Source organism: Aquitalea sp. FG25 (assembly GCF_057809375.1).
In genome coordinates this window covers 1-18558 of record NZ_JBMDJV010000046.1, presented here as the reverse complement: position 1 = coordinate 18558, position 18558 = coordinate 1, and the positions used below count along the sequence as shown (strand labels likewise).

The 18558-nt window shown below is 60.4% G+C and carries 19 protein-coding genes; 7 read left to right on the top strand and 12 right to left on the bottom strand.

All coding sequences use genetic code 11. The features are described 5' to 3' along the window. Window positions 1-263: 263 nt before the first annotated feature. A complete protein-coding gene (locus tag ACODR9_RS23700; protein ID WP_488813030.1) occupies window positions 264-650 on the top strand; it encodes a hypothetical protein in 387 nt (128 codons plus the stop codon). A 41-nt stretch (window positions 651-691) separates the two neighbouring features. Here ACODR9_RS23700 and ACODR9_RS23695 read toward each other — a convergent pair whose 3' ends face one another. Next, complete coding sequence (locus ACODR9_RS23695) at window positions 692-2338, bottom strand: methyl-accepting chemotaxis protein (protein WP_488813028.1); 1647 nt, start codon at window positions 2336-2338, stop codon at window positions 692-694. A gap of 314 nt (window positions 2339-2652) precedes the next feature. On the opposite strand from ACODR9_RS23695, the gene ACODR9_RS23690 reads away from it, so the two are divergent. Next, window positions 2653-2871 carry a hypothetical protein gene (locus ACODR9_RS23690; RefSeq protein ID WP_488813026.1) on the top strand — a complete coding sequence of 73 codons (219 nt, stop codon included), beginning with the start codon at window positions 2653-2655 and terminating at the stop codon, window positions 2869-2871. Between the two features lie 143 nt (window positions 2872-3014). Further along, the gene (locus ACODR9_RS23685; protein ID WP_488813024.1) at window positions 3015-3599 is read left to right on the top strand and encodes a Tll0287-like domain-containing protein; all 585 of its coding nucleotides are present in this window, start codon (window positions 3015-3017) and stop codon (window positions 3597-3599) included. 579 nt (window positions 3600-4178) lie between these two features. Here the strand turns inward: ACODR9_RS23685 and ACODR9_RS23680 are convergent. After that, entirely contained in the window at window positions 4179-4337 is a 159-nt protein-coding gene (locus tag ACODR9_RS23680; RefSeq protein WP_488813022.1) for a hypothetical protein, read from the bottom strand. A gap of 178 nt (window positions 4338-4515) precedes the next feature. Between ACODR9_RS23680 and ACODR9_RS23675 the strand changes: the two genes are divergently transcribed. Continuing rightward, window positions 4516-5517: a cytochrome-c peroxidase gene (locus tag ACODR9_RS23675; protein WP_488813020.1), complete on the top strand. Its 1002-nt coding sequence runs from the start codon at window positions 4516-4518 to the stop codon at window positions 5515-5517. On the opposite strand, the gene ACODR9_RS23670 is transcribed toward ACODR9_RS23675, so the two are convergent. Continuing rightward, window positions 5510-5794, bottom strand: coding sequence for a hypothetical protein (locus ACODR9_RS23670; protein WP_488813019.1), 285 nt, complete (start codon window positions 5792-5794; stop codon window positions 5510-5512). The two genes, ACODR9_RS23675 and ACODR9_RS23670, sit on opposite strands and share 8 nt — an antisense overlap. A gap of 442 nt (window positions 5795-6236) precedes the next feature. Between ACODR9_RS23670 and ACODR9_RS23665 the strand changes: the two genes are divergently transcribed. Then, the gene (locus tag ACODR9_RS23665) at window positions 6237-7853 is read left to right on the top strand and encodes a methyl-accepting chemotaxis protein (protein ID WP_488813017.1); all 1617 of its coding nucleotides are present in this window, start codon (window positions 6237-6239) and stop codon (window positions 7851-7853) included. Window positions 7854-7927: 74 nt separating this feature from the next. Here the strand turns inward: ACODR9_RS23665 and ACODR9_RS23660 are convergent, their stop codons facing one another. Both ACODR9_RS23660 and ACODR9_RS23655 read right to left on the bottom strand, forming a co-directional pair. Beyond that, window positions 7928-8095, bottom strand: coding sequence for a hypothetical protein (locus ACODR9_RS23660; protein ID WP_488813015.1), 168 nt, complete (start codon window positions 8093-8095; stop codon window positions 7928-7930). 142 nt (window positions 8096-8237) lie between these two features. Then, a complete protein-coding gene (locus tag ACODR9_RS23655; RefSeq protein WP_488813013.1) occupies window positions 8238-8456 on the bottom strand; it encodes a hypothetical protein in 219 nt (72 codons plus the stop codon). Window positions 8457-8791: 335 nt separating this feature from the next. Between ACODR9_RS23655 and ACODR9_RS23650 the strand changes: the two genes are divergently transcribed. Then, window positions 8792-9925, top strand: coding sequence for a hydantoinase/carbamoylase family amidase (locus ACODR9_RS23650; protein ID WP_488813011.1), 1134 nt, complete (start codon window positions 8792-8794; stop codon window positions 9923-9925). Here ACODR9_RS23650 and ACODR9_RS23645 read toward each other — a convergent pair. The 5 genes from ACODR9_RS23645 to ACODR9_RS23625 all read right to left on the bottom strand — a co-directional run bounded on the left by ACODR9_RS23645 (window position 9922) and on the right by ACODR9_RS23625 (window position 14904). Beyond that, window positions 9922-11130, bottom strand: coding sequence for a GGDEF domain-containing protein (locus tag ACODR9_RS23645; RefSeq protein WP_488813009.1), 1209 nt, complete (start codon window positions 11128-11130; stop codon window positions 9922-9924). The two genes, ACODR9_RS23650 and ACODR9_RS23645, sit on opposite strands and share 4 nt — an antisense overlap. Window positions 11131-11243: 113 nt before the next feature. Continuing rightward, entirely contained in the window at window positions 11244-11585 is a 342-nt protein-coding gene (locus ACODR9_RS23640) for a cupin domain-containing protein (protein WP_488813007.1), read from the bottom strand. 38 nt (window positions 11586-11623) lie between these two features. Beyond that, complete coding sequence (locus ACODR9_RS23635; protein WP_488813005.1) at window positions 11624-13021, bottom strand: NAD(P)/FAD-dependent oxidoreductase; 1398 nt, start codon at window positions 13019-13021, stop codon at window positions 11624-11626. Window positions 13022-13052: 31 nt separating this feature from the next. Further along, the gene (locus ACODR9_RS23630; protein WP_488813003.1) at window positions 13053-13886 is read right to left on the bottom strand and encodes an AraC family transcriptional regulator; all 834 of its coding nucleotides are present in this window, start codon (window positions 13884-13886) and stop codon (window positions 13053-13055) included. Window positions 13887-13968: 82 nt separating this feature from the next. Beyond that, entirely contained in the window at window positions 13969-14904 is a 936-nt protein-coding gene (locus ACODR9_RS23625; RefSeq protein WP_488813001.1) for a LysR family transcriptional regulator, read from the bottom strand. A 101-nt stretch (window positions 14905-15005) separates the two neighbouring features. Here ACODR9_RS23625 and dsdA point away from each other — a divergent pair, with 101 nt between their 5' ends. Continuing rightward, entirely contained in the window at window positions 15006-16316 is a 1311-nt protein-coding gene (gene dsdA / locus ACODR9_RS23620; protein ID WP_488812999.1) for a D-serine ammonia-lyase, read from the top strand. Here the strand turns inward: dsdA and ACODR9_RS23615 are convergent. Together ACODR9_RS23615 and ACODR9_RS23610 are read right to left on the bottom strand one after the other, a co-directional pair. Beyond that, a complete protein-coding gene (locus ACODR9_RS23615; RefSeq protein WP_488812997.1) occupies window positions 16302-18080 on the bottom strand; it encodes an ABC transporter transmembrane domain-containing protein in 1779 nt (592 codons plus the stop codon). The genes dsdA and ACODR9_RS23615 overlap by 15 nt on opposite strands. Before the next feature lie 120 nt (window positions 18081-18200). Next, a complete protein-coding gene (locus ACODR9_RS23610; RefSeq protein WP_488812995.1) occupies window positions 18201-18389 on the bottom strand; it encodes a YgaP family membrane protein in 189 nt (62 codons plus the stop codon). Between the last annotated feature and the right edge of the window lie 169 nt (window positions 18390-18558).

The following is an 18558-nucleotide window of genomic DNA, read 5'->3' as shown; positions in this document are numbered from 1 at the left end:
TTGTGGGGCCTAGTGTGAGGCTCTCGAAGTGTCTAGGAAAGAAGGGGCGATTCATGGCGTCCCGACCCCACTTTGGCGGACTGCTACGTGCACACGTACCAGTCCTCGCACCATTGCTTTGCCTTTTTCCATGGCAGGCCTTGGTGGGAGCTCTCACGAGCGCCGGGTTCAAAGTGACCGGTAACGCCAATCCTGCCATGTGCCTGCCACCCCCGATTGGCGTCGGGGATGGTGATGATGTACATCGCCCTGGAGGTTTTGCCATGAGCCATACGCCGCAACCACCGCCGCCCCGCCCTCATTCCTTACCCCATCCTGATGCCGAATTTGCTGCCTTTTTGCGCCAGGTCAGCCTGCCGCTGGGCCGTTTGCATGTTGGCCTGCATAACTTGCAGCAGGCCTTGGGCCCAGAGCTGGAGCCGCAGGTAGAAGTGCGCTGGCAACAGCTGTTAAACCTGTGCCGCCAACTGGAAGCGCGACTGGAGCGGGTTGAGGCCGACCTGAACGGCGGCCTGCAGCCCCTCTCCCAGCTGTTGGGCATGCTGGGCGATCATCGTAGCCAGCCGCTTTCCACCGAAGATGTTTACCGTATTTTGTCGCTAACCCACCAGCAATTGCGCCGCGCCAGCGCTGAGCTGTATTTGCGTTAGCCAACAGGCAGCCATGGCGGGTGGGCCTGGCTGCCTGGTGCTTACATCAGGGTGGCCTGTGCAGAGGTCAGGGTGTATTTGTCGACAATGCCCTTAAGCGCGCGGGAGAGCTGGTCCAGGTCTTGCGCCAGTTTGGCGGTATCGTTGGCGGAGATGCTGCTGCGTTCGGCCATTTGCGCGATGTTTTCCACCTGCTGGGCAATATTGTTGGTGGCAATGCTTTGTTCCTTGATGGCGGAGGTGATTTCTCCCACCACGTGGCTGGCTTGCTGACTGCTGTCCTGGATACGGTTGATGGCATCATTGGCGGTAACCGTGCTGCTAACGCTGTTTTCTACCAATCCCACCACATTCTGCATGCCACGCACGGCGGATTCGGCACTTTGCCGCATATTGACGATGGTGGAGGTAATTTCCTGGGTGGAGCTGGCCGTGCGCTCTGCCAGCTTGCGCACTTCATCTGCCACCACGGCAAAGCCCCGGCCTTGCTCGCCGGCGCGGGCGGCTTCAATGGCGGCGTTCAGGGCCAGCAGATTGGTTTGGTCAGCCACGTCCTTGATCACCTGAATCACACTTTCGATGTCTTGCGTTCTGGTTTCCAGGTCGTGGATCAGGGTTTCCGCACTATGGATATTGGCCGCGATATTGCGGATGCCCTCTGCGGCATCGTTGATCACGCTCACCCCGCTGCTGGCCAACTTACCTGATTCAATCGTCATGGAGTTGGCCTCGGATGCCCGGTCGGCCACATGGTTCACGCTCACCGTCATTTGTTCTACCGTGGCCGCCACATTGGCCGAGGCGCTGCTTTGCTGGCTTGCCGCATTGGCCACCTGTGCGGAGTTGCCGGACAGGGCTTCGGAAACACTGGCAATGGACAAGGCGCCCGCGTTGATTTCATTCAGGCTGTCCTGCAGGCGGCTAAGCAGACTGTTGAGGGAGTTGGCAACCATGCCCAGTTCGTCATTGCGGGTAACGCGAATGCGCGGGGTGAAATCCAGCTGGCTGGTGATGTGCTGGATAAAATCCCCCAGCCGCGCCAGACGGTTGCGCAGGCTGCTGATGGTGACAATACCAAAGATGAGACTAAACAGAATGGCGACGGCACTGATGGCAATCTCGGTAATCAGCAGCTTTTGATATGCCTGCTTGTTTTTTTCGCGCAGTACATTACCCAGCTGCCAGTTGTAGTCCACATGCTTTTGCAGCTGGCTTTCAACAGCCACTGCACGCTGCCGGAAGGCCCCGCTATCGGCAAAATTGGCCTGCACCACGGCGGTGTTATTGGCGGCAGCGGCGGTCAGCAAGTCGCGCGTGCTCTTGACATAGGACTCAAACAATTCGCGGTCCTGCCGGGTCATGGCCAGATCGGTATCGTCAGAGATGAGGTTTTTTTCGTAATCGGCCAGCAGGGACAGAACGCGGGCGGCGGTTTCATTCAGTTTTCCTTCCGCGCTTGCCCGCCCTTCTTGCGAGGTGAAAATCAAATAATCCCGTGCCAGCACCCGCATCTTTTGTATCTGGATGCCGATTTCACTGAGGGACTTCACGCTGGGTGCCGTATTGTCCTGGTAATACTCGAAGCGATCCTGTGCACTATTCAGGCCGAATATGCCGACAACGCTGAGGGATAGTATTGCCGCAAACAACACGGCGAGCAAAAACGATATGCGCTGCGATATAGACATGACATCTCCAACAAATAAATAAAGGCCAAATTCAGAACACCAACACCCATCAAAGCCGCAACACGATGTCAACCACCACGCGGATGTGCGCTGAGCGCAGGCAGTACGGGCACCGCCCGTATTGATAGCCGGAGTGCCAGGGAGACCGGGCTCCGGCATTGCACCGCGCCAACCACGCCATGCTTGCCTGCCCACAGAAAGAACCCGGGGCTGGCATGACGTACAACCATCCCGGACCCACCCCGGACATCCGGAAAGCATGATTTGAAGCCTATCACGTGATTTCTGACAAACAAGGTAATAGATCAAATTTCATGACATTTGTGGCGATGCCAGCCGTTAATCCTATTCAACAGCATGGGCTGCCCTGCGCAGCGGCCTGTCGACACCATGCCTTTGGCATTGCGATTTCCAATTTTCAGCCTGGCTGCATCAGCAATACCGGTGACGGCTGGTGCGGTTATGACACACTGCGGGTAGGGCGCAGCCTGCTGGGGGCAGGCCACGATGGCCAGCACGCCATGGCTGGCTGAGGTGCGCTGGCGGACAGGCCTGACAGGCGGCGGGGTGGACAAGCGTCACCACGGTGATGGGGCGCGTTGCGCTGGGTCAAGAATTCATTATATGAATTTGTATAATATTACAATCCTCAACGCCACCATCCACAGGAGCATTCATGAAAAAGATTATTGCAACCATTGCACTGGGCATGCTCACCAGCCTGGCCAGTGCGCAGGATGCCACCAGTCAGCCCGCTGGCTATGAGACGGCACTGAACCAGGCAAAACAAGCCAGCAAGGCGCTGGCTGAAACCCTGATGGCCAGATTGACGCAGACGGTGCAGGACAGCGGTCCGCAGGGTGCCATTGCCGTGTGCAATCAGGAAGCCATGCAGCTTACGCAGGATATTGCCAAGCGCTACCAGGTGGATATCAAGCGGGTTTCCAATCGGTACCGCAACCCGGCCAATGCCGCCAATGCAGAGGAAAGCCAGTTTATTGCCGAGGCCCAGCAGCGGCTGGCAGCCGGCGAAAAACCGGATTCCCTGGTTAAAGTGAGCGTGAACAGCGTGCAGGGCAAACAGTACCTGCTGCTGTACAAGGCCATGGTGATGCCAAAGCTGGGTGAACTGGGACATGGCCGCAATATGGATGCGCCAACCCGGGCTGCACTGGCACGTTACTACCCTGCCGACAAGGCAAGCGGTTATCAGGCTGGGGATGTGCGCGGCCTGATTGTTACCCGGGTGGAGATGCACTAAGCCACATAGAAACCGCCACAGGCCAGCCCTGCGGGTAGCTGGCCAGGCGGTTCTGCCCTGATTTCATCACAGCGGCAGACAATGTCGTTTGAGTATTTTCATTATTTAACAGGGTATTACCTGCCCAATATCTTGCCTTGCCATAATTTAACAATTATTGTCGCGTGGTAATAATTGTTAAGAGCCGTCAAGTTATGCTTCTCTTTAGGCAGAGTGAAACAGCAAAGCCAGCCATTGGCCTTTCCCCCAGGGAAACCATGGCCAGCAAGCTATGTCGGGTGCTGGTTTTTTGTCTGGATTTCCTTATCGAAAAGATGTGCGGCATCGGTATGCTGTGCCTGTTGATTGTCCTGATCCTGGGCTTTGGCTTTATCTGCAAATAAATTCACCCTGTGCATCCCTGCCTTCCACGCGGCAGATATCGCTTTTCCCCTTGTCGTTTCCGACAGTCTTTTTCTCCGGCAGATCTTGTAGCCTTGACGGCCATTTCATGCAGTTTGACTCCCTATCACCAGCACCGCTGGCTTTTATCATGCTTGCTACCATGGCCTGACATGACGCGCTCTGCTGGCATATTTCTTATCTTCTGTGCCTTGCCAGATCTGGCTGATATTTTTTAGCTATTGAATGAATTGAAAATATCAATTCGTTCAGCATGATTTTAATTCTGCCAATTTGATCTGCAGCAAATCTGCCCAAATCAATCTGCTGCATTGTTGCAGCAATTAAAAACCACATTGATATCCATGTTTTGTTTTATTCAATATGGCGATGTTTTTCTAATGAAAAACAGCCAGGGGATTCTGCTGCCTTTTAATAGGGCACTGCAAATTAAATATTGCTCAACAATAACATTACACACTCTCTGATTATTTTTACATTTTGGACTGTCATTTTTAACGCAACGGAGAAAACAATGCGCTACTTGCAATATATTGGCCTGGCACTGCCTTTAATGCTGGCAATATCGGCTACTGCAGCTCCCAGTATTCAAAGCGAGCCGATTCAGCCTCTGGCTAAACCGCTGATCAAGAATCCGGCGTTAGTGGAGTTGGGCAAGAAGCTGTTTTTTGAACCGCGCCTGTCCAAGTCCGGCTTTATTTCATGTAATTCCTGCCACAATCTGTCCACTGGCGGCAGTGACAACCTGACCTCTTCGATTGGCGACCACTGGCAGCAAGGGCCTATCCGTTCTCCCACCGTGCTTAACTCCAGCCTGAATGTGGCGCAGTTCTGGGATGGCCGCGCCAAATCCCTGCAAGAGCAGGCCAGCGGCCCGATTGCCAACCCCAAGGAAATGGCATCCAACCATGTGTTGGCGGTGGATGTGCTGCGCTCTATCCCGGCTTATGTAAACGAATTCGACAAGGTATTCGGCCGCAAGCAGATCACCATGCAGGAAGTCACCCAGGCAATTGCTGCCTTTGAGGAAACCCTGGTGACGCCGGATTCGCGCTTTGACCGATGGCTGAAGGGCAACAAGAAGGCGCTGAACACGCAGGAGCTGCGCGGCTATCAAACCTTCAAGACTGCAGGCTGTGTGGCCTGCCATAACGGCCCGGCGGTGGGGGGGAATTCCTTCCAGAAGATGGGCCTGGTTGCGCCGTATCAAACCAGCAACCCGGCGCAGGGCCGGGCTGGCGTAACCGGCAAGGATGCCGACCGCATGGCGTTCAAGGTGCCGTCGCTGCGTAATGTGGCGCTGCGTGCACCTTACTTCCATGACGCTGGCGCGCCTACGCTGGAAGCCGCAGTCACCACCATGGGTCAGTTGCAGCTGGGGCGTAGCTTCAGTCAGAAGGAGGTGGCGGATATCGTGGCCTTCCTGCATACGCTGACCGGTGTGCAGCCGCGTATTGTTTTGCCGATTCTGCCGGCATCCAGCAATAACACGCCGCGTCCGATGCCCTTCAACTAAGGCTTGTCCTGTTACTGAAAACACCAAGGCCCGCGCAATGCGGGCCTGTTGTTTTGCCCGGCGCTGGAAACTGCACGCCGTTGAGCGCCAGCCGCTGGCCATCACGGAAGGCGTAGCCGCTGATGGGCGAGTTTTTCAGGTCGCGCTTGTGGTCAAAAGCATTGCTGCCGGCCACGCCCTGGCAAGAGAAGGCCGCCAGCACCGGCTGGTACTTTTTCGGATGGAGGGAGTTGGCCTTTTGCATGGCCTTGGCCAGCAGGATCTGGCCATCAAACATGGGCGCGGCGTTGTTGCGGGGATGCGGCGCGTGTTTAACACCTCTACCAGCCTGGTTCTGCCCTAGGCAACAGCCGCATTGTTGCAGGCGACCATGCCCCGCCAGCAGCTCGTGCACGGGCAAGGGTTGCTGCGGTGCCTGTATAAAAGCGTAGCAGCACATCAGGAAACACTGATTAAAGGCAAGGGCGGCGCTTTTCTTCTACCGGAGAATAGTAGGCTGCCGCGACCATCCGCTCCCTGGCAAGCAGGCAGCACGCTGTGGGCAGCTGCACTTGCCATCTCCATTTAATGCAACTTGCATTTAATCTTTCTTAATAAAAATCAGGCACAAAGTAAGTTGTTATTGGACTAAGTACGGGTGCTGGAACGTTTTAGTATTTAATATGCTCTTGTTCTTTATTGAGCCGGTTGTGACAACTTACCTTCATTTGGGGTTTACGATGACCATCACAAAAAAATTGTTGCTGACTTTATCGATTGCACTGGCCGGCATGCTGCTGGTAGGTGGCTATGCCATCAACGCACTGCACGCCGGGCAACAGCGATTTGTCTATATGCAGAACAACACGCTGCCCGATCTGCAAACCATGCAGGGTACCTTGCGGGCCGTGGCGGATATCCGTTCCAACACGCTGCGCCATGTGTTGGCAACCACGGCGGAACAGAAAGCCGCCGCCGAAAGTGTTCTGGCCGAGGCCGACCAGCGCTTTGACAAATTGATGAATGGATACCACATCAATGACAACGCCAGCGCCGAAGATCGCCAGCTACTGGAAGCGGACAAAGCGATGATGGCGCAGTACCGCGAAGGGCGCAGCCGCATCCTCGCCCTGTCGCGCAACAACCAGACCGAGCAGGCCACAGCCATCGTCAACAACGAATTTGCCAAGACGGCAGCCCTGTTGATGACTGCCGTGGAAGACCATGCCCGCTTCAATCACCGCCAGGCCATGCAACTGGTGCAGGAAAATAACAGCACCTACCAGCAGGTTTTTGCGGTGGCAGTCGGGCTGATGGTACTGGCACTGCTGGTAAGCAGCGTGATGGGCTGGCTGCTGTACCGCAGTATCAGCACGGGCCTGATCCAGATCGAACACACCATAGAGGCTGTCAGCCTGCAGCGTGATTTCCGCCTGCGTGCCCAAGGCAACAACCGGGATGAAATCGGCCGTACCGCCTTGGCCTTCAACCGCATGCTGGAAGGTTTGCAACAGGCCATGCGCCAGCTGGCCGACGGGGCGCGCCAGGTGAAGACTGCCTCGCAGGAGCTGTCGCAAACCGCTGGCGAGGTATCCATGGCATCCGGCGCGCAGAGTGAGGCATCTGCCAGTATTGCCGCCACCATCGAACAGATGACGGTCAGCATTAATCATGTGGCAGCGCAGTCGGTGGAACAGAGCGATGGTGCCAAATCAGCTCAAACGCTGGTGCTGGATAGCAGCAGCATCATCGAACAGACCATCAAGGACATCCACCAGATTTCCCAGGTGGTCACGCTATCGGCCAGCAGCATTCACGAGATGGAAGCGCACAGCGGCGAGGTGGCTACGGTAATCAATGTGATCCGCGATATTGCCGACCAAACCAATTTGCTGGCACTGAACGCCGCCATTGAAGCCGCCCGTGCCGGTGAGCAGGGACGTGGCTTTGCCGTGGTGGCCGATGAGGTACGCAAGCTGGCCGAACGCACCAGCAAGTCGACCCAGGAAATTTCATCCACCATTGAAGCCATGCTGGGCAATGCCAGCCATGCCACCACGCAAATGCAGAAGGCGGAAGAGCTGGTCAAGGTGGGGGTAAACCGTGCCGATCAGGCCGCCGTTGCCATGCGGCATATTGGCGAGCTGGCCGGGGCGGCGGTACAGGGGAGTGATGCCGTGGCGGCGGCCATCCAGCAGCAGGGTGAGGCCAGCAATAATATTGCGGCCATGGTGGAACGCACGGCACAGGCATCCGAAGAAGCCAGTGCCGCAGCCCAGAACACGGCACAAAATGCCGCTCAACTGGATGCGCTGGCCAGGATGCAAAGCGATATTCTGGATCGCTACCAGGTTTAATCTCCGCCACCGGCACTACCGTCGGCACTTGCGCTGGCTACAGCGCCACGCCCTCTGCCATTCAGGCAGGGGGATCAGGCTTTGGTATTGATCATCGAACCGAGGGTGCTGCCCTGATTAGTCGGCTGGTCGACTGCCGGTACCGTGGCCGACGGTGTGCTGGAGGGCGTTTGACGATTGGTGCTGTTGGTTTTGGGGGTATAGCTGTTGTAGCTGCTGACGGGCGAAATCGGCATGGCCATTGCGGTGGACTCCGGTAAAAGGCTAGGTACGGTTACGGTTGTATCCCGGCTCAAACCAGCAAGGTCGGCAGGGTCTTGCCTCGGTACAGCAATATTGGTGCCAGGCCAAATTGCGACAAAATTCCTCTTGTTTATCTTGGCTTTACAGTTCTTTACGCCCCTTTTTTCCGCCGGGAGGCAATCTTTGCCGCCCGCTGGCAAGGCGGTATTCCCGGTCCTGCTTATACAGCTGAGATACCGGCGGCCACGCCTTGCCGCCGGCAGGCTGTTGTCTATCTGGCGGTCGTGCTGTCTGCATCGCGGCCATCCCATCCTCGGGCATGCCCCACCCGTTTTCCTGCAATAGCTTCAGGAAAATCAATCACTCTTCCAGACCATGCTTCTCGTGTAGCGGGTAACGAACTGCTGTCATGTCGAACCCGGCAGCCTTCGCGCTGTTAGCCCGGCCACGCCTTACCCTTACCGGAGAAACCACATGTACGCCTTAGCCCGATTTTCTACCGCAACATGGCAGCCCTGGCGGCAGCCGCTTACCCGGTTTGGCCATGCCGCCATCACAGTGACGCTGCGCGTGGGGAAAGTACTGCCGGCAAAGGCAGCGGCGCGCCATCTTCCCGTGCTCCAGGTGTGCCGGTCTGCCGGTGACCATGTCGTAAGCATCAGTCCGGCAGCGGGCTGCTGAGGCAGGGAACAGCGATGGGAAACAATATGCCGCTCAAGGTAAATGGCCAGCGCTTGTGGGACAGCCTGATCGCCATGGCCGAAATGGGAGAAAGCAGACCGGCGCTGTCTGCCGAGGATTTTGCCGCGCGCGCCCTGTTTGCCGACTGGTGCCATCAGGCCGGGATGAGCCTGGATGCCGACGCCATCGGCAACCTGTATGCACGGCGGGCCGGACGCGACAAGGGCGCCAGCCCGGTGGTGATGGGCAGCCATCTGGACACCCGCCCTGGCGGTAGCCGTTTTGACGGCAGCTATGGCGTATTGGCCGCACTGGAGGTGGTGCGCAGCCTGAACGATGCCGACATCACCACCAGCAGGCCGTTGGAAATTGCCGTATGGATCAACCAGGCTGGCGAGCGCTTTGCCCCGGCCATGCTGGGCTCGGCCACCTTTTGTGGCGATGTGCCGCTGGAACGCCCTTTTGCAGCCTATTTTGAAGCCCACATCGAACAGGGGCCGGTGCTGGAACAAGCCGGTCTGCCCATCGGCATCGTCACCGGTGGCCAGGCTATCTGCTGGCTGGATGTGGAAGTGAACGGCAGTACCGCCCATGCCGGCACAACGCCGATGGCACTGCGGCAAGATGCGCTGCTGGGGGCCAGCGCGATGATAGGCCAGCTGGAAAAGCTGGCCGCAGAATACCAGCCACACGGCTTGGTTACGGTAGGCCAGCTGCTGATTACTGCGGCAGCACGCAATATCATTCCAGGGCAGGTGCGCTTTACTGTGGATCTGCGTCACCCGCAGGATGTGCAGATCAGCACCATGGAACAGCAAACCCGCCAGGTATTACAGCAGGTGGCCGCCCAACGCGGACTGGATGTCAGCATTCGGCGGCACTGGTCCAGCATAGCCACGCCGTTTGACAGCGGCTGCATTGCCGCCGTGCGGCAGGCGGTGGCTGCACTGGCGTATCCGCACCAGGACATGGTCAGCGGTGCGGGCCACGATGCAATGAACCTGGCACGTCACTGTCCCAGCACCATGATTTTTATCCCCTGCCGCAACAGTCCCGCTCAGCACCAGGCCGAGTACGCAACCCTGGACGATGTCCGCATGGGTGCCGATGTGCTGCTGGGTGCGGTACTGCTGCAGGCCAACAATTAGGCGGGCTGGGGGGCGGTGCCGTCCGGGGCCAGCTGTACCTGATTGCGCCCCTGCTGTTTGGCGCGGTACAGCATGCGGTCGCAGCAGGCCAGCAAGTCGGTTGCTTGCTGCAAACCCTGCAGGCTGGAGAGGGCGGCACCCAGGCTGATGGTAAGGTGCCCCAGCCCGTCAGGCCGGTAGTGGTGTTCGACTTCCAGCGCCGCTACCTGCTGCTGTACGCGCTGGGCAATGTGCAGCAGCTCGTCCCGACTGCCGGTTTGCAGCAGGATGGCAAATTCCTCGCCGCCATAGCGGAAAGCCTGGGCCTGGCCACTGCGCAAGCAGCTCACCATGACACTGGCGACATCGGCCAGGACATGGTCCCCCGCCGGATGACCGTAATGGTCGTTGTAAGGCTTGAAGTAATCGATATCCACCAGCAGCAAGGCAAAGGGACGGCCATGTTGCTGCGCCTGCTGCCAACACGCTTCCAGCTGCAAATCAAAGGCGCGGCGATTCCCCACTCGGGTCAGGGCATCGGTAGAGGCCAGCATCTGCAGCCGTTGATTGAGGGTGGACAGTTCGTGCTTGCGCCGACGCTGCTCCTGCGATGCGTAAAACGCCAGCCGCACGCTGGTGGTGGTGCTCCAGCTCATGAACAGGCAAAACAGCAATACCGGCAGGTAGACCAGCGAAAACACCAGCAAAGGCTTGCTGTCCTGCGGGTTCATCAGCGCCACATTGCCCATGATGGCCACGGAAATGGCCAGCGAACTGGCCACCGCCCCCTTGAACGATACCCTGACGCCCAGATTGGCAAATACGATGAAGATCAGCGATGCATACAGGAAGGTCGGTACATCAGGCGAATGGCTGCGCTTGAGCAGTTCAAACCAGGACAGGGTGGCAATCAGGTCGTGCACCGGCATCAGCAGATCCATCAACAGGATGTTGCGGCTGCGACCAAATACCAGCCAGATATTTACCATGGCCACCAGCAGCAGAACCGTGCGCACCAGCAGCGAAGCACCCGCCATATCGGGTATCAGCAGGCTATCGGCCAGCACATAGGAAAAGAAAGCCACTGCGGCAATGATATTGGTCAGCAACAGAAAGGGCCGGTGCTGACGCAGGATGTAATGCTCGAATTCCGGCCACTGGGACTGCGGAATGCGCACCCGCCAACGAAAGCGGACAGCAGCAAGCAATTTGGTGGCTGCATTCATGACAGGAGCCCGGATGGGTGGCACTGGGGTCAACCTTGAAAAGACAGCGGCCAGTTTAGGATAAGCCCCCTGCTCCGTCTAGGTATACGTCATGTCACGCCAGCCTGCTTGTGTCAGGGCAACAATACATAGCTCTTGCGCACGGTTTCCGTCACCTCCCACACCCCGCTGCTGTTGGCAGGAAAATACAGGGCGTCGCCCGCAGCAATATCGATGGGGCTGCCATTATCCGGCACAAAGCGGCAGCGCCCCTGGATAAAATGGCAAAACTCCGCCTGCATGATCTGGCGTCGCCAGCGCCCCGGGCTACATTCCCACACCCCGGCTTCCACCCCGTCCGGGCGTTCCACGGCATGTACACGGGTGGCGGCAATCGGCTCGCCCAGCGGTACGGCTACCGGCACGGCGGCGGATAATGGCGTGGTGCCGCTATGCGGCAGATGGGTAATCGACATGATGCGCTCCTGTCTGACATCGGGATAAACCGGCTGGCTTACTGCATCAGCCCTTCCATGAAACCGGCCACGCCCTGGGCCAGCCGGCGCTTCCACACCGGGCTGTCCGCTTGCTTTAGCGTGCGGTCCTCCCAGACAAAGCTCTTGATGATGGCGTTGTAGCCCAGCCAGCGTAGTGGTTCCGGCTCCCAGCCGCGCAGGCTGGCCACGGTTTTTACCCAGGGCTGGCCGGTCAGCAAGGTTTGCTTGCCCAGCATCAGGTCGGCCAGGGTACGGCCAGCCAGATTGCTGGCCCCCACGCCCTCGCCGCCATAGCCACCGGCCCAGGCCAGCCCGTGGCCGGCATCGCACACCATATGCGGCTGGAAACGCCGTGCCGCACCCAGATTGCCCCCCCAGCCATGGCTGATGCGCACCGTATCCAGCATGGGGAACAGCTCCAGCATCAACTGGCGACGCAGGGCGATTTCGTCTGCGGTCAGGGTGAAATCCTGGCGCAGCCTGCCGCCAAAGCGGTAGCCGCCACGGGCACCAAACACCAGCCGGTTGTCACGGGTGCGCTGGCCATAGCTAACCTGACGGCTGTTTTCGCTGAAGGCCTCGCCATGGCGCAGGCCGATTTCCTCCCACAGCGCATCGGACAGCGGTTCGGTGGCGATGATCAGGCTCTGTACCGGCAGTTGATAACGACCAAACGGTGGCAGGGTGCTGGCATAGCCTTCCACCGCCGGCACCAGCCAGCGCGCCTTGACACTGCCGTGTGCGGTGCCAAGCTGCCCGGCCCGCAGCGTGCTGACGCGGCTTTGTTCGTAGATGGTGACCCCCAGCCGCTCCACGCAGGCGGCCAGACCACGCACCAGCCGCGCTGGCTGAATGGTGGCCACATGGGGCGAATACACCGCGCCGTAAGGTGTGGCCAGCCGCAGTTGCTGGTTCAGCGCGGCCACGTCCAGCCAGCGGTAGTCGTCCTCGCCATGGCCGTGTGCGCGCCAGTCTGCCAGTTGCTGACGCAGGCGGATTTCCTGCTCGGGATAGCGCGCGGCACAGTACAGCACCCCGCCCTTGCGGTAATGGCAATCAATGCCTTCGCGGGCGATGACACGGCCCACCTCATCCGGAATGTCGTGCAACAAGGCCCGGCTTTGCGCCCGCTCCGTCGGGGTCAGCCCCGCCAGCAGGCGGTCTTCGCCCAGCACTTCGCCAATCAGCCAGCCGCCATTGCGGCCGGATGCGCCAAAACCGGCGATCTCGGCTTCCAGCACCACGATTTTTAGATCCGGAGCCTGCTGTTTCAGGTAATAGGCGGTCCACAGCCCGGTAAAACCGGCACCGACAATAGCCACATCGGCTTCGATATCGCCCTGCAGCGCCGCACGCGGCGTCAGGCTGTCAGCCAGTTGCTCCATCCACAGGCTGATGTGTTGTGTTGCGGCCATGCGCTGCCCTCCATCCAGAATGAAAGGCAGCTTAGTCGGAATGCCCTTGTCCTGTCGTAGCTGCGGACCCGCGCGGAGAAACACGCAGCCAGGCGGCGGGCGACATCCCGGTGTGTTGGCGGAAGCAGCGGTAAAACACCGACAGCGAATTGAAACCGGCGGCAAAGGCCAGTTCTTCCATGCGCGCCGTACTATCGGCAGCAGCCAGCTGACCCAGCAGATGCTGCAACCGGGCCTGGTTGACGTAGCGGTAGAAGCTGAGCCCCAGCACCTGATTCAGCAGATAAGACAGCTGGTTGCGACTGTAGCCGGTGGCTGCCGCCACGGCAGCCAGGGTGCAGTCGGCTTGCAGATAGGGCCGGGCTTGCTGGAAATAGCCGTGCAGATCTTCCGCCATGCGCCCCAATTGTCGTGCCGACAAACCCAGCTTTTGCAGCGGGCTGCTGGTAGCAACGTCACCCTGCCGGCTACCCGGCGGGCTGGCATGTTGCAAGGTGGCGTACTCGCGCACCTGCCAGATCAGCCCCTCACGCACGGTAATGGCCTCGCTGCTCTGGAAGGAAGCCTGCCCGCCACGCAATACCAGCTGGTACTGGATGAAGGCGGTATCACCATCCACACGGATGCGGTCTACATGCTCCAGCCTGTCCTGCTCGCCCTGCGGCAGCGAGGCCAGCACGTAGTCATGCAGTTCGGCCTGGCGGAACACCCGGTTTTGCAGGAAATCGTAATAGCTGATCTCCGGGTGATAGAGCGCCAGAATGTCTTCCAGACTGCGCTGCTTCCAGGCCTGGTGGTAGCGCAGCACCACCTGGTGGGTGGCGGGCAGAAAACCCTGGATGTCCGGTGTTGGTGGCTGGTTCATGATGGCTGGCGGTAAAAACAGGGAAAATCAATGTAGTGCAAAGCGTGGTGGCGGGCCAGTTTTACCCTGCGCGTCTCCCCGCTCAAACGCCCAGCAGCTGCTGGCGCTGGCGGACAAACTGCTGGCAGGCCTGCTGCAGCCACTGGCTGAACAGCTGGACCCGGCGGTCTTCCGGGTGCAGGCAGCGCAACACATAGCGCGCCGGAGCAGCCACGGTGGCGGGGAATACCTGACGCAAGCGGCCTTGCTCCAGCAGTTCCAGCACCTGGGCGGCGCGTGCCATGGCCACACCCTGGCCCTGACAGGCGGCGGCTAGCGACAGGCTGGCCAGATTGTATTCGCGCTCCTGCCACGGCCCGGCGGCAAAGCGGCAGGCTGGCGGAGCATATTGTTGCCAGCAATCCCATTCGGCAAATGGCGCTGCACCATCCCAGGCGGCAGTGTCATGCAGGCGCGTCAGAGGCATGCCGGGGCGGGTAAGGCCGGGATGGGCGGCCAGCCAGTCCGGGCTGGCCACCGGCAGCAGCACTTCATCCAGCAAGGGAACACCAGGCAAATCGGCCATCTCGTCCGGGTCGTAGCGTATGCAGACGGCCACGCCCGCCGCCAGCATGTCCTGCCGGCTCATGCGCTGGAATTCGGCGCGCAATCGCACCGGAATGGCCGGGTATTGCTGCTGGAAGGCGCTCAGGCGCGGCATCAGCCAGTCCAGCGCAAAGGACGGTGCACAGCTGATGTGCAATACGCTGTCCTGCCGTGCCAGCTGCTGCAAGGTGGTGTCGATATCTTGCAAGGCGGTGCTGACGGTGCGGTACAACGTCTGGCCCTGGGCGGTAAGTTGCAGGCGGCGGTGCTGGCGCACAAACAAGGGGTAGCCCAGCCGCTGCTCCAGCTGGCGGATTTGCTGGCTGACCGCACTCTGGGTCAGATGCAGCTGCCCGGCAGCAGCGGTAAAGCTGAGCAGGCGGGCTGCTACGTCAAAGCAACGCAGGTGGGCCAGGATGGAGGCATCCAGCATTGGCATAAGCTCCACTAATGGATTCAGCAGCAAGTATCGCTGTTTTTGCGGCGGGATGGCGCTCTAGAATGCAGTCTGCACATTCCCCCGGAAGACACGCCATGCCCGCCACCCTGCCAGCCAGCTTATTAGCCGCACTACAGTCAAAGCAAGCCATGCTGTGGCTGAACCCGCGCTTGGGCAGCGCCCTGCCTGCCAACGCCCCCTCGACGGAACAGGTTGGCGCGGCTGCGGCACGGCTGCAACGCTGTGCCGGCCTGCTGGCCATGCTGTTTCCCGAGCTGGCCGCCACGCAGGGGCAGATCGAATCTGCCTTGAACGATGCCAGCGCGCTGTACGCCCAGCCGCCATACCACGGCGTGCAAGGACAGTGCTGGCTGAAGTGCGACTATGCGCTGCCGGTGGCCGGCTCCATCAAGGCGCGCGGCGGTTTTCACGAGGTGCTGGCCCATGCCGAGGCGCTGGCCTTGCAGCACGGCGTAATACAGCCGGAGGACGACCGCCGCCTGCTGGCAGGCGCAGCGGCACGCAGCTTGTTTGCCGCTCATCGGGTGGTGGTGGGCAGCACCGGCAATCTGGGCCTGAGCATTGGCATCATGGCGGCAGCGCTGGGCTTTCAGGCCGTGGTGCACATGTCGGTGGAGGCCAAGGAATGGAAAAAGGCGCGGCTGCGCCAGCGCGGCGTAACCGTGGTGGAGCATGCCGGTGACTATGCTGCCGCCGTGGCGGCGGGCCGTGCCACCGCCGAGGCCGACCCCAACAGTTATTTTGTCGATGACGAACACTCGCTGCCGCTGCTGCTGGGTTATGCCGCCGCTGCGGCTCCATTGGCGGCACAGCTGGCGGCGCAGGGTGCAACGGTGGATGCGACCCACCCCTTGTTTGTCTACCTGCCTTGCGGGGTGGGTGGCGCACCGGGCGGCATCGCCCATGGCCTGAAGCTGTTGTTCGGCCCACATGTGCATTGTTTTTTTGCCGAGCCGGTGGCCTCGCCCTGCATGCTGGTGCAGCTGGCCAGCGGCAGCGATGCGCCGCTATCGGTATACGACATCGGCCTGGACAACCGCACCGAGGCCGATGGGCTGGCGGTGGGCCTGGCTTCGCCGCTGGTGGCGCCCTTGATGCGGGCAGAGCTGAGCGGAGTGTTTACGGTAGGCGATGACGATTTGTTCCACCTGCGCTTACAGGTGGAAGACCACTGCCAGCTGGCGCTGGAGCCCTCAGCAGCAGCGGCGGTGCGCGGGCCGCACTGGCTGTGCAATAGCGCGGCAGGGCAGGCTTATCTGGCCGCACATGGCCTGCAACAGCAGCTGGCGGATGCCCATCATGTGGTGTGGACTACCGGCGGCGCACTGGTTCCGCCAGAGGAACACCAGCGCTTCCGCCAGCGCGGCCTGTCACTCGCGGGCTGAACCGGCAGCAAACTGCAGTGCCGCCAGCCGTGCATACAGCGGCGAGCTGTGCAGCAGTTCCTCATGGCGGCCCTGCGCCACAATGCGGCCGTCTTCCAGCACCACAATACGGTCGGCCTCTTTCACCGTGGCCAGCCGGTGGGCAATCACCAGCGTGGTGCGGTTGGCAGCGGCACGCTCCAGCGCGCCTTGCACCAGTTGTTCGGATTCGGCATCCAGCGCGCTGGTGGCTTCATCCAGCAGCAGAATCGGCGGGTTTTTCAGGATGGCGCGGGCAATGGCAATGCGCTGGCGCTGACCGCCAGACAGGCGCACGCCACGCTCGCCCAGATAAGTGGCATAACCTTGCGGCAGCGCCTGGATAAAGTCGTGCGCGGCAGCGGCGCGGGCGGCGGCGTGGACTTCCTCATCCGTTGCATCCGGCCTGCCATAACGGATGTTTTCCAGCGCGCTGCTGCCAAAAATCACCGAATCCTGCAGCACCACGCCAATGTGCTGGCGTAAATCGGCCAGCGCCAGTTGGCGGATGTCCACGCCACCCAGGCTGATTGCACCTTGCTGCGGGTCGTAAAAGCGCAGCAATAGCTGAAACAGCGTGGACTTGCCCGCGCCGGATGGCCCCACCAGCGCCACGTGCTCGCCGGGGGCCAGTTCCAGATCAATCTGGCTGAGCGAAGGCTGCGCTGGCCGCGACGGGTAGGCAAAGCTGACCTGCTGCAAACGCAAGCGCCCGGCAGCGGGCAGCGCATGTGGCTGGGCCGGTTCGGTCACTGGCGAGGCCAGTTGCAGCAGTTCCATCAGCCGCTCGGTGGCCCCGGCGGCGCGTTGCACATCGCCCCATACCTCGGCCACGGCGCCAATCGCCCCGGCGGTCACCACCGCATACAGGATGAACTGCGCCAGCAGGCCGCCGCTCATCTGCCCGGCCAGCACTTGCTGCGCGCCCAGCCACAGCACAAACACGATGGCGCCAAAGATCAGCATGATCACCGCCACCGTCAGCAGCGAACGGGCGCGGATACGCGCCAGCGCGGTGCCAAAGCTCAGTTCCACCGAGCCGACAAAGCGCTTGGCCTCCGCCGCCTGCTGGTTGAAGGCCTGCACGGTAGGAATGGCATTGAGTACTTCACCAGCCATGGCGCTGGAATCGGCAATGCGGTCCTGACTGGATTTGGATAGCGCCCGCACGCGGCGGCCAAACAGCACGATGGGCAGCACCACCAGCAATAGCGTCACCAGAATGTAGCCGGTGAGGCTGGGGCTGGTCATGGCCAGCATCACCAGCCCGCCCAGCATCAGCAGCACATTGCGCAGGCCCATGGACAGGCTGGTGCCAATCACCGTCTGCACCAGCGTGGTGTCGGTGGTGAGGCGCGACAGCACTTCGCCAGTCTGGGTGGTTTCAAAATACTGCGGACTCATGCTGATAACGTGGCGGTACACCGCGCTGCGCACGTCCGCTGTCACCCGCTCCCCCAGCCAGGACACCAGGTAAAAGCGCCCGGCGGTGGCCAGCGCCAGCACCACCGCCACGCCAAACAGCATCAGAAAATACTGGTTGATGTGACCGGCGTTGCGGCTGGAAAAACCCTGGTCGATCAGCACGCGGAAGGCCATCGGCAACACCAGGGTGGAAACAGCGGCCACGCTGAGCGCCAGCAGGGCCAGCCAGGCGCGGCGACGATAGGGACGCATGAACGGCAACAGCCCCAGCAAGGGGCTGATGCGTTGCAAGAGAGGACGGGCAGGCGGTGTGGCAGACATGGGCAGACCTGATGAAATCAAGACTGTCAGGCTACACCATGCCACCGGCCACGGCCATCCGGGCAGGTTGCGCTTGCTGCTGAGAAAACAGCGCAGCAGCAGGGATTTTGTCAGCCGCGCTTATTTGAGCTTGCAGGTCTTGATGCCAAACGGCAGATACGCCGGACACCAGCCGATCAAACCAGTGGCCAGCGGCACCACGCCAATCCAGCCCCATACTGGCAGCAGGCCGGCCACGGTGGCGATGATCAGGGCAACACCAATGACGATGCGCAGGGTGCGGTCGATACCGCCTACATTCTTGGACATGCTGTTCTCCTCGAGAGTGGGCCGATGCACTGGCGATGAGGAGATACTAGGCCTTGCCGCAACGCGCTTCAGTGACTAGATCACACAGCGGGGCGGCCAGCCATAAGAGCCGCTAACAAAACCCCCGCTCCAGCGTTGCGCCGCCTTGCCGTACGCCATGTACTGTCTG

Bases quoted from the DNA above. Each gene is read 5' to 3' on its own strand.
- ACODR9_RS23645 (WP_488813009.1), bottom strand. From the start codon at position 11,130: ATGAATGCAGCCACCAAATTGCTTGCTGCTGTCCGCTTTCGTTGGCGG.
- ACODR9_RS23640 (WP_488813007.1), bottom strand. From the start codon at position 11,585: ATGTCGATTACCCATCTGCCGCATAGCGGCACCACGCCATTATCCGCC.
- ACODR9_RS23700 (WP_488813030.1), top strand. From the start codon at position 264: ATGAGCCATACGCCGCAACCACCGCCGCCCCGCCCTCATTCCTTACCC.
- ACODR9_RS23625 (WP_488813001.1), bottom strand. From the start codon at position 14,904: ATGCTGGATGCCTCCATCCTGGCCCACCTGCGTTGCTTTGACGTAGCA.
- ACODR9_RS23670 (WP_488813019.1), bottom strand. From the start codon at position 5,794: ATGTTTGATGGCCAGATCCTGCTGGCCAAGGCCATGCAAAAGGCCAAC.
- ACODR9_RS23615 (WP_488812997.1), bottom strand. From the start codon at position 18,080: ATGTCTGCCACACCGCCTGCCCGTCCTCTCTTGCAACGCATCAGCCCC.
- ACODR9_RS23630 (WP_488813003.1), bottom strand. From the start codon at position 13,886: ATGAACCAGCCACCAACACCGGACATCCAGGGTTTTCTGCCCGCCACC.
- ACODR9_RS23675 (WP_488813020.1), top strand. From the start codon at position 4,516: ATGCGCTACTTGCAATATATTGGCCTGGCACTGCCTTTAATGCTGGCA.
- ACODR9_RS23685 (WP_488813024.1), top strand. From the start codon at position 3,015: ATGAAAAAGATTATTGCAACCATTGCACTGGGCATGCTCACCAGCCTG.
- ACODR9_RS23635 (WP_488813005.1), bottom strand. From the start codon at position 13,021: ATGGCCGCAACACAACACATCAGCCTGTGGATGGAGCAACTGGCTGAC.
- ACODR9_RS23690 (WP_488813026.1), top strand. From the start codon at position 2,653: ATGACATTTGTGGCGATGCCAGCCGTTAATCCTATTCAACAGCATGGG.
- dsdA (WP_488812999.1), top strand. From the start codon at position 15,006: ATGCCCGCCACCCTGCCAGCCAGCTTATTAGCCGCACTACAGTCAAAG.
- ACODR9_RS23695 (WP_488813028.1), bottom strand. From the start codon at position 2,338: ATGTCTATATCGCAGCGCATATCGTTTTTGCTCGCCGTGTTGTTTGCG.
- ACODR9_RS23650 (WP_488813011.1), top strand. From the start codon at position 8,792: ATGGGAAACAATATGCCGCTCAAGGTAAATGGCCAGCGCTTGTGGGAC.
- ACODR9_RS23610 (WP_488812995.1), bottom strand. From the start codon at position 18,389: ATGTCCAAGAATGTAGGCGGTATCGACCGCACCCTGCGCATCGTCATT.
- ACODR9_RS23680 (WP_488813022.1), bottom strand. From the start codon at position 4,337: ATGTGGTTTTTAATTGCTGCAACAATGCAGCAGATTGATTTGGGCAGA.
- ACODR9_RS23660 (WP_488813015.1), bottom strand. From the start codon at position 8,095: ATGGCCATGCCGATTTCGCCCGTCAGCAGCTACAACAGCTATACCCCC.
- ACODR9_RS23665 (WP_488813017.1), top strand. From the start codon at position 6,237: ATGACCATCACAAAAAAATTGTTGCTGACTTTATCGATTGCACTGGCC.